This window comes from Pseudanabaena sp. PCC 9330, assembly GCF_055795045.1.
Map to the genome: position 1 here is coordinate 1 of NZ_JAYFES010000077.1, position 8,845 is coordinate 8,845.

6 protein-coding genes and 1 pseudogene are annotated in these 8,845 nt (G+C 59.6%); all 7 read left to right on the plus strand.

Annotation, left to right across the window (positions count from 1 at the left end):
• Positions 1-120: 120 nt before the first annotated feature.
• On the plus strand, positions 121-2,934 hold the full coding sequence (locus tag AC0QKW_RS06280) for a hypothetical protein (protein ID WP_473150210.1): 2,814 nt from the start codon (positions 121-123) through the stop codon (positions 2,932-2,934).
• Positions 2,931-3,653: a hypothetical protein gene (locus AC0QKW_RS06285; RefSeq protein ID WP_473150211.1), complete on the plus strand. Its 723-nt coding sequence runs from the start codon at positions 2,931-2,933 to the stop codon at positions 3,651-3,653. The genes AC0QKW_RS06280 and AC0QKW_RS06285 overlap by 4 nt, the downstream gene beginning before the upstream one ends.
• 39 nt (positions 3,654-3,692) lie before the next feature.
• A complete protein-coding gene (locus AC0QKW_RS06290) occupies positions 3,693-4,793 on the plus strand; it encodes a hypothetical protein (RefSeq protein ID WP_473150212.1) in 1,101 nt (366 codons plus the stop codon).
• Between the two features lie 23 nt (positions 4,794-4,816).
• Positions 4,817-5,551, plus strand: a complete 735-nt coding sequence (locus tag AC0QKW_RS06295; protein ID WP_473150213.1) for a hypothetical protein — start codon at positions 4,817-4,819, stop codon at positions 5,549-5,551.
• Positions 5,551-7,020 carry a TrbI/VirB10 family protein gene (locus tag AC0QKW_RS06300; protein WP_473150214.1) on the plus strand — a complete coding sequence of 490 codons (1,470 nt, stop codon included), beginning with the start codon at positions 5,551-5,553 and terminating at the stop codon, positions 7,018-7,020. The genes AC0QKW_RS06295 and AC0QKW_RS06300 overlap by 1 nt, the downstream gene beginning before the upstream one ends.
• Entirely contained in the window at positions 7,017-7,745 is a 729-nt protein-coding gene (locus tag AC0QKW_RS06305) for a hypothetical protein (RefSeq protein WP_473150215.1), read from the plus strand. Before AC0QKW_RS06300 ends, AC0QKW_RS06305 begins: the two co-directional genes overlap by 4 nt.
• 154 nt (positions 7,746-7,899) lie before the next feature.
• A pseudogene (locus tag AC0QKW_RS06310) lies at positions 7,900-8,845 on the plus strand (hypothetical protein); the annotation flags it as partial.

Below are 8,845 nucleotides of genomic sequence, written 5' to 3' on the forward strand. Positions count from 1 at the left end.
CCTGGGGCATGTCTACCTGGTGGATTCTCACCGGGGGGCAGAGCTGGAAGTTCACCGCAAAATTTGTGCCGACTCCCACCTGGAGTCGCGGCTATGCCCGATATCTAAGGTTTATCCACGATGAAACAGACCATCGGCAAACACCGACTCAAGCTCGGCAACCAGTTCGTCAGCACGTTGACGCCCTTTGAAGATGCGCTCAACCTCGCCGCCATGGTGCGAATCGAGCTGCGAGGGCGGCAGGTTGGAGCCTACGTCCTCACGAAGGGCAAGAACCGCGAGCACCTCTGCTTTGTGTTTGGCTTCGACTGCCAGGGCATTCACAACACCCTGACCGATGACCAGGTCAAGACGGTCTTTGACCAGCTGGAATCGGGGCTGAAGGATTTGCCCAATGGTGAGCGGTTGACGATCCATCTGGGGTCGTTTTCAGCAGACTGTAAGCGACAGCAGGATCTAGCTCGATTATCTAGCGGTGCTCCCAGCGCTGCCCTAAAGTTTCTCCTCACCGCTGAACGTGCCCGAGTCCAGCAACTCACCCAACAAGGCCTGCGCAAACCCAAGTTTCTACGGCTGTACGTCACCTATACCGTCCAGAGCGGTGCCGAAGGAGCCCAGGACATCATCGAGAAGGTGATCAGCAGAGGCGAAACCCTATGGAAGTCGTTCACAGGTGAGCTGCGCCAGGCCAAAAACCAGCGCCTGCAAACGGTGATCACCAAGGCCCTTACCGATGGCTTTCTGCTTTGGGAGCAGGTGCTCTCAACCAAAATGGGGCTCTCGGTCAAACCCCTGGGTGAACAAGATTTGTGGAGCCTGCTCTGGAACCGCTTTAACGCCAGTGACCCCATCGACATCCCCCAGCTGATCATCCTGGATCAGGACGGCCTGCACGAGCAGGTCAACTCGGACATTCACAGCACTACGCTGTTGACTCGGGCGGGAGTGCCCACCGCTGGGAAAACCTGGGTCAAGGTCAAAGGGCAGTATGCCGCTCCCCTCACCTTCTTGGAAAAACCGGGTGGCTGGGCCAGTGAATCGGCTCAGCTGCGCTACCTGTGGGAGATCCTCTCCCGCGAGACGGTGGCCGATACCGAAATCTTTTGCCAGCTAACTCGGGCCAACGAAACCCTGGTGAAAACCACCGTGCAGCGGATGCTGAAGCAGTCGAACATGACGGCTACGTTAGCTGAAGACAGCCACTCGGTAGATGTGGCCGCTGAGCTAAAGATGAAGCGCTCGATTGAGGCCCAGGAAGAACTCTTTGAAGGCGCTTTGCCGATCCACACCGCCGTGGTGTTTCTAGTGCATCGACCGGATCTGGAGCAGCTAGATGAAGCCTGCCGCTATATCCAGAGCTGCTTTCGCCGCCCGGCCTGGGTCGAGCGCGAGCAAGACTACGCCTGGAAAGTGTGGCTTCAGACGCTGCCGATTGTCTGGGAAGCGCTGATGGCGACCCCCTTTGGACGGCGGCAGCTTTACCTGACTGGCGAAGCACCGGGGCTGATGCCCTTGGTGGTGACCCAGCCCTGCGACAGAAGTGGCTTTGAGCTGATTGCTGAGGAAGGTGGGCAACCCATCCACCTGGATTTGTTCAATCAGCACCAAAACCTGGGCCTGTTTGCCACCACCCGAGCCGGGAAGTCTGTCCTGGTTTCCGGCATCCTCACCCAGGCACTGGCCCACCGCTTTCCGGTGGTGGCCCTCGATTTTCCCAAGCCCGATGGCTCCTCGACCTTCACCGATTACACCCAGCTGGTGGATGGAGCCTACTTCGACATCTCCCGCGAGTCCAACAACCTGTTCGAGCTGCCCGACTTGCGCCACCTGCCCGGTGACGAGCGCAAAGAACGCCTCGACGACTTTCAGTCATTTCTGGAGTCGGCGCTGCTAACCATGATTGTGGGCTCGGGGGCCAATAGCTCAGTGATGACCCAGACCATTCGCTCGATTCTGGTGCTGGGCCTGAATGCCTTCTTTGCCGATGCTCCGATTCAGCGACGCTATCTAGAAGCGATGGAAGGGCGCTTAGGCTCAGCGGCCTGGGCACAGATGCCCACCCTGGCTGACTTTCTCGACTTCTGCACCCCTGAAAAACTGGATCTGAACCAGGTGGGCGGCAATATCGAGAAGGCTCTCAACATGATTGAGCTGCGGTTGCGGTTCTGGCTCTCCAGCCGAGTCGGGCGGGCGATCTCGGCTCCCTCCAGCTTTCCCACCGATGCCCAACTGCTGGTCTTTGCCCTGCGGAATCTATCCAACGAAGAAGATGCCGCCGTGCTGGCCCTCTCGGCTTATGCCGCTGCCCTGCGGCGAGCCCTGGAAGCTCCGGCGTCCATCTTCTTTATTGACGAAGCCCCTATCCTGTTTGAGTTTGACGAAATTGGAGCCCTGATTGGCAGGCTTTGCGCCAACGGGGCTAAGGCTGGAATCCGGGTGATCATCTCGGCGCAAGATCCCGATACCGTCCATAAATCGCCCGCCAGCGCCAAGATTTTTCAGAACCTGACCACGCGTCTGATTGGCCGTATTCAGCCCATGGCGGTGGATAGCTTTGAGCGCATTCTCAAATATCCCAAGGCCGTCATCAGCCGCAATGCCAGCGAGAGCTTCTTTCCCAAGCGGGAGGGCATTTACAGCCAGTGGCTGCTGGACAACAACGGTCTCTACACCTACTGCCGCTACTATCCCGCCTTCGCCCAGCTGGCCGCTGTGGCCAACAACCCCGATGAGCAGACGACTCGGGACTTGGTGCTGCGCCACGCCCCGGATACCTTTACGGGCCTGGCGGAGTTTGCCCGGCTGCTGGTGCTCTCGATTCAGTCTGGAGAACCCCTTTCGGTGATCACCGAGCGCTGGTTTGCTGAGCGCAATCCCCATCCTGAAGTTCCCCTGTCTTCCTTCAACTCCCTACCCACTGGAGGTCATTCATGAACCCACGTCTTCGCGTTGCCCTCGTTCCCATCTTGGCCACCACCCTGCTGGTGGCACCCATCAGACCCGCCGCTGCCTCGCAGGTGGGGACGGCCTTTACCGATATCTTCAGCATTTTCCGCCAGGCCTTTGAGACCAGCAAAACCTATATCGAACAAACCCTCTCTGGCCTACTCACGCCGCTGCCCGGCGATCTGGAGGGTGTAATCCAAAACGCTCTGGGAGATCTGGGCCTGGTTGACCCCAACCGGGTACGTTCGGCCATCGCGGAGGAGCTAACAACCATCCTAGAGGGCGATTTAGCCCAGTCCGACAGCATCTATGCAGGCCTTGAAACCGCCAATGAAGTTGACCGGCAGCTCACCCGCGCCCAGGTCGATGCGGTGCTGGGCCAGCGCGGGCAAATTTCCACCCGCGACAAAATCACCTGGATTGAAGACACTATCGGCCAGGTGCAGCAGCACGCTGACTCGGCCCAGACGGCTGTTTCCACCCAGGCGGCGATCAAGGAGATGGCGCAGCAAAACGCACGTCAGTCAGAAATTCTCGGGGCGGTGCAGTCAGAACTGCTGCAATCTCGCCAGGATGCTCAGTTGACCAACCTCAACCTGACCAACATGTCTCAAAACCTGGATCAAGAGGCCCGTGCCCGTCGCCTCCAAGAATTGGGCAATGCCCTCGACACGTTGCAAATTAGCGCCCAGGCTCGTTTGTTCTAGACGTCTGTTCGTCATGACGTCAACTTGGATGTGAACCCCATGCTGCTGGATTGGCCCATCTCACCCATCGCCCAGTTACCCCGCGACAGCGCCGACATCGTTGAAGGTGGTCAGGTCGCGTCGGAAGCGGTAGCCGAAAGCTGGAACCAGCTTTGGGAGAGCGTGCTTCAGGGGGGCCTTTACTTTGCCCTAGCTCGGGTGGGGGTCTTATTCGCCGTGGCTACCCTGCTCCTATTTATGACCCAGTGGACGCGGCAGATGGTGGAAGGGGAAAGCAGCCGCGCCTACGCCGATTTCATCTGGCCGCTGCTGGTGATTGTGCTGCTGTCGAATAATGGCGATCGCCTGGCCGCCATTACCCTAGACATTCGCAACTACATCAACCAGGTCAACCAGGACGTCTTGTCCTACACCGCTGCCGATATCCGCCTGCAAGAGGCCTATCAGGCGGCTGTTCTAGAAGGCTCCGTGGAGCAGACCATCATTCAGCGCCGCAACCAGTGCTATGAACTGCAAAACCCCGAAGAACGAGCGAATTGCATTGAGCTAGCGGCGATTGAAGCCCGCGAGTTTATCGAGGACTACCGCGCTAGAACCGGCAATCCCAATGCCCTGTCCCGTGCATTGGAGGCGGCTCAGGCCGGGGATAATCCCCTCGATTCAGGTCTGAGGTTTGGCGGGGCGCTGATGGGCTCAGGCTTTCAGACGGTGACCCGAGGCCTGTTAATGGCGCTGCATATTGCTTTCCAGTGGCTGATTGAAGCCTCGTTGTTGCTGACCGCCACCCTGGGGCCACTCGCCGTGGGCGGCTCGTTGCTGCCGGTGGGGGCCAAACCACTATTCGCCTGGCTGACGGGGTTCTTTTCTTTGGCGATCGCCAAACTCAGCTTCAACATTCTCTCGGGCCTGGTTTCCTTGGCGGTATTGAATGCCGGAGATTCCCATCCGCTGATTGCCCCTTTCTTTCTGGGCCTGCTGGCTCCCATTCTCTCGCTGGCGCTGGCGTCCGGCGGTGGCATGACGGTCTTTGGAGCCCTGACCAGTACCGCTGGGGTGATCGCGGGAACGGGGGCTATGGGTGGCATCGCTCGTGCCCCTGGCTACTCGGCCCGACGTCGGGCCTACCGCGTGCGTCGCTGACCTCACTCACAAGGACATATCCCATGGTGCAGTTGATTGAGAAACGCAATACCAACTACCTGCCCCTGTTTGTCTTGGGCAGTGTGGGGTTGCAGCTGGTGATGCTGTTGGTCTTGTTCCTCCAAGCCGGTGCCCTGAGCCGTCTCAGCCGACAGGATGCCCCCACCCTGGTGCAAATGCAGGACGGGCAGGCGATTCGAGTCGGCACCATGGGCTCTCGGGAGCGCACCCCAGAAACCATTCGGCGCTTTGTCAATGACACCCTGGTGCTGATGTTCAACTGGAGCGGCAGCCTGCCTGCGCCCACGGCAGAAGAGGCCAGTCAGCCCAGGGCTGACCCTGGCCTACCGATTGAGGTGGAACGGGGGAAACGCAATATTGCTACCGCCAGTTGGCAGGCCAGCTTTGCCTTTTCCGAAGACTTCCGCCAGGACTTTCTGAAGCGGGTCGCCGAACTGACGCCACCAGGGGTATTCACTGGTACGAGTCAGGTGGTGATGGTGATCAACCACGTCGGCAACCCTGAGGTGGTTGGAGAGGGCCGCTGGAAGGTGGCGGTGGTGGCCCATCTCTATGTTTTTAACGACGCCAATGCCCTAGGCCAAGCCATTCCCTTTAACCGGGAGGTGTTTGTCGAGGCGGTCACCGCGCCAGCTGTGCCCGATGGCGACACCCCGCTGGAGCAGGCCATCTACAGCATTCGCCAAACTGGCCTGCAAATCTACGCCATCCGTGAACTTGAACGGGAGAACTTGTAATGACGACACCCAACAATCTGTGGGACGACCAAGAGATGGCCGACCTGGTGGGGCTCCACTTACCAGAACCGGCCTCTGATCCTGGGCAGGAGGTTGTACATCCCCCCAATGCATCGGAAGCGGAACCCCTTTTGGATGCCGAAGATATAGACGGGCAGGCTCTAACCGATCTCAAGCCCAAGCTATCCCTGGCGGCTAACCCTTTCACCAAGCTGGGTGTTGTCGCCGCTGGAACGGGTCTGGTGATAGGGGTTTTAGCCGTCTTCACCAGCGGGGTGATGAAGAATGACTCTCCACCCGCTGAAGAGGCGCAAGCCGATTTTCCAGAACCCATGGTCGAGGAAACCGAGCTGAGTGCTACCGATGATCGGGGACAACTGCTGACTGATTTAGCGATGGGGCGTCAGCAGGCTGAACTGGAAGCCCTGGCCAATGAAGAGCCTACGGCCCAACTGGAAGCGCCAATCGCCAGAGAAGCCCCAGAGTTTTCTCCGGCTCCTCCACCCCCGTCACGACCACCCCAACCGGTTGCGGCGCGACCTACCCCAGCACCGCTACCACCTCGGCCAGCCCCTGTATCTCCGGCTGTTTCAGCTCGCCCCGTCGTGTCCCAACCTGTTATCGATCCAGTCGATCCAACGGAACGATGGCTAGCGCTGTCCCATTTGGGGAGCTATGGGCAGGGCAATCCCTTGCCGCAGGAACCCTCTGCACCGCTAGGCACAACAGCTCCAACGCCCGTCCCTGGGGCGGTGGCTCAAGTCAGCACACCACCCCCATCCCGTGAGATCAACCATGCCGAAGAAGCGGCCATTCTCCAGGGCCAGCCGGTGGCATTGCCCCCGACATCGCCCCTGTTGCTGGTCGGCACCCAAGCCCCAGCTGTATTGGAAACGCTGCTAATCTGGGCGGCGGAGACAGACAGCCCTCAGTTCGTGGTGCAGTTAATGGAACCCCTGCTGACTGCCGACGGAGAGATCGGCTTACCAGCAGAAACGTCGCTAGTGGCACAGGTGACATCGGTAGCAGACAGCGGCCTGGTGCAGCTGGCGGTGGTCTCATTCATTCAAGCCGGTCAAGAGATCCCGCTGTCCGCTGGAGCTGTTCAACTGCGCGGGATGGAGGGCACCCCCCTGATCGCTCAGAAGTATGACGACCCAGGCATGGACATCGCCCGGATGGATGCCACGATGGCGGCCATGGCCGGATTGTCTCGGGCGGCAGGGCTAGTGAACCGGCCCAAAACATCCTCGGTCATCACCTCTGTTGGAAGCAGCGCGATCACCCAAGAGACTGGGGAGCCCAATCTTCTAGCTGGAATCCTCGAAGGCGCGTTTGAGCAGCTCTCGGGCCAGATGGAAGCGCGAAATCAGGCGGCCCTAGACGAAATCTTGAATCGCCCCGTCGTCTGGTATTTGCCAACCGGCACTGAGGTCGATGTGTACGTGAATCAAACGGTGGCGCTATGAAAACACTTTGGACTCCCTGGATTGTAGTTGGGGCACTTTCTCTTGCAAGTATCTCATCCCACCCCGCCCAAGCTCAGTCAGCCTATCCCGTTTCTGCCAGCCATGCCCAAGGGGTAACCGGCAGTCAGGCCCCCGTCATTTACCTATGGTCTGGCTATGGCACCAACCTGAGCTTTATCCCCACGAACGAAAGCATCGTGCGGGTGTGGATCGATGATCCGTCCCGAGTGGCCCTCGATTTTGATCAACCGCTCTGCCCCACCGTTGCAGACTCAAGCTGTGTCTCGGGTCAGCCCTCCGTGGTTCATCTGAGACGGCTTCAAGGGCTGGTTTTTGAGAATCTGCCCAGGGCCAGCGGCACGCTGCTGACGGTGATCACCGAGACGGCGGGGGGCAATCGCCGCCTCTACGAATTTCGCATCGCCTTCGGTACGGGCGAGCCCGACTACCACACCGTCGTGGTTAACCCCACCTCCCCCATTCATCCGCTACTGGGGCCAGGGGATGTGCGTCGAGGACTTCAGGTGGCTGAATCCAGAGGACTGATCACTCCCAATCAGGACTTGTGGAACCGGCTACAAACCTTTTTGCGGCTGGCCCAGGATGGCCTCGCCGTGCCTGCCGCCGCCGAGCAAGCAGGGGTTTCCTCTGAGGTGATCACCCGCCTGGCGCAGTGGGGGGCCAATGCCCGTGATGACCCGCCTTTGAACTCTACCGCTCTTTAGTTTCTCTACTCTGGTTAAAGCCATGACCTCATATTTTTTCAGGCGCAGGCGGCCATGGCGGCCTGTGATCGGGATTCTTGTTCTAATTTTGGCGATCGCGCTTCATAGCTGGCAGGTGCAACCAGCCCACTCTAGCCTCCAGCCAGGAACACCTGTGCCCGTGATTCAGGATCAGATTTTAGGCACCAAGCCCGACTGGGTACAGATCACCCTGCGCAGCCTGCCTGCGGTGCTGGAGTCCGGCTCGTTTGAGGCTCCAGCGGATCTGATACGTCTACTGGGCTACGACCCGTCGCGGGTCTGGCAGGCTGGGCAAACCGCTGATCAGTACATGCAGCTGGGCGATTTCCAGGAGAGCTTTCAGCTCCAGCAGTTCTCGCTGTATGAAATTGCCGCTCTGGTAGGGCTGGATTGGCCTGCCCTACGACTGGCAGATTTGGCCCTGGTGGCCTGGCAAACCCTGGGGGATTTGGTGCAGGCGGTGCCTGAGTTAGCCAATCGCTCAGTGGAGTCGGTGGCCCCGATCGCCGACCTGCTCAAGGGAGAAGTAAACCCGCAAACTGCCATCACTGAGGTTCTCCAAGATCAGGCCCTGGCATCCCTCAGCCTGGGAGACCTCAACCTGGAGCAGTACGGACTGGCGGATATTCCAGGGTTAATTGAGACTCCGCTGGAGAGCTTCCGCGACTGGCAACAGTCGGTTATCGACCAGGTGCCGGGTCTCGCCGATGTCCCCTTCGCCAATTTCCCCAACCCCATCGTGGAGCAGGGCGTGGTAGTGGGCCAGGTGGATGTGGTGTTCGGCCCGGCAGAAGGCGATCGCACCAACACCATCAGCGGTAGCTATGTGGAAGGGTTCAATGTGCCCTGTGAGGCTGACTGCGCCCACCTCGAAATCGGTCAACCCACGCTGGTAGAAGGAACTCAGTGGGTCTCGGGCAAGTACCAGCAGGTGCGCGGCGGGCGGGGGGCCTTGGCCACCGCCAACGGTGGGGTTGAACCCACCGGTCGCCATCCCTTCGGCAATGCGTTCAAGGTGGCGGTGTTAGAGACCGATGAGGCCTCCGGCACCGCTGAAACCGGGCTGTATTTCCGCATGT

Coding starts and splice junctions, on each gene's coding strand:
- AC0QKW_RS06280 (WP_473150210.1), top strand. CDS start 121: ATGAAACAGACCATCGGCAAACACCGACTCAAGCTCGGCAACCAGTTC.
- AC0QKW_RS06285 (WP_473150211.1), top strand. CDS start 2,931: ATGAACCCACGTCTTCGCGTTGCCCTCGTTCCCATCTTGGCCACCACC.
- AC0QKW_RS06290 (WP_473150212.1), top strand. CDS start 3,693: ATGCTGCTGGATTGGCCCATCTCACCCATCGCCCAGTTACCCCGCGAC.
- AC0QKW_RS06295 (WP_473150213.1), top strand. CDS start 4,817: ATGGTGCAGTTGATTGAGAAACGCAATACCAACTACCTGCCCCTGTTT.
- AC0QKW_RS06300 (WP_473150214.1), top strand. CDS start 5,551: ATGACGACACCCAACAATCTGTGGGACGACCAAGAGATGGCCGACCTG.
- AC0QKW_RS06305 (WP_473150215.1), top strand. CDS start 7,017: ATGAAAACACTTTGGACTCCCTGGATTGTAGTTGGGGCACTTTCTCTT.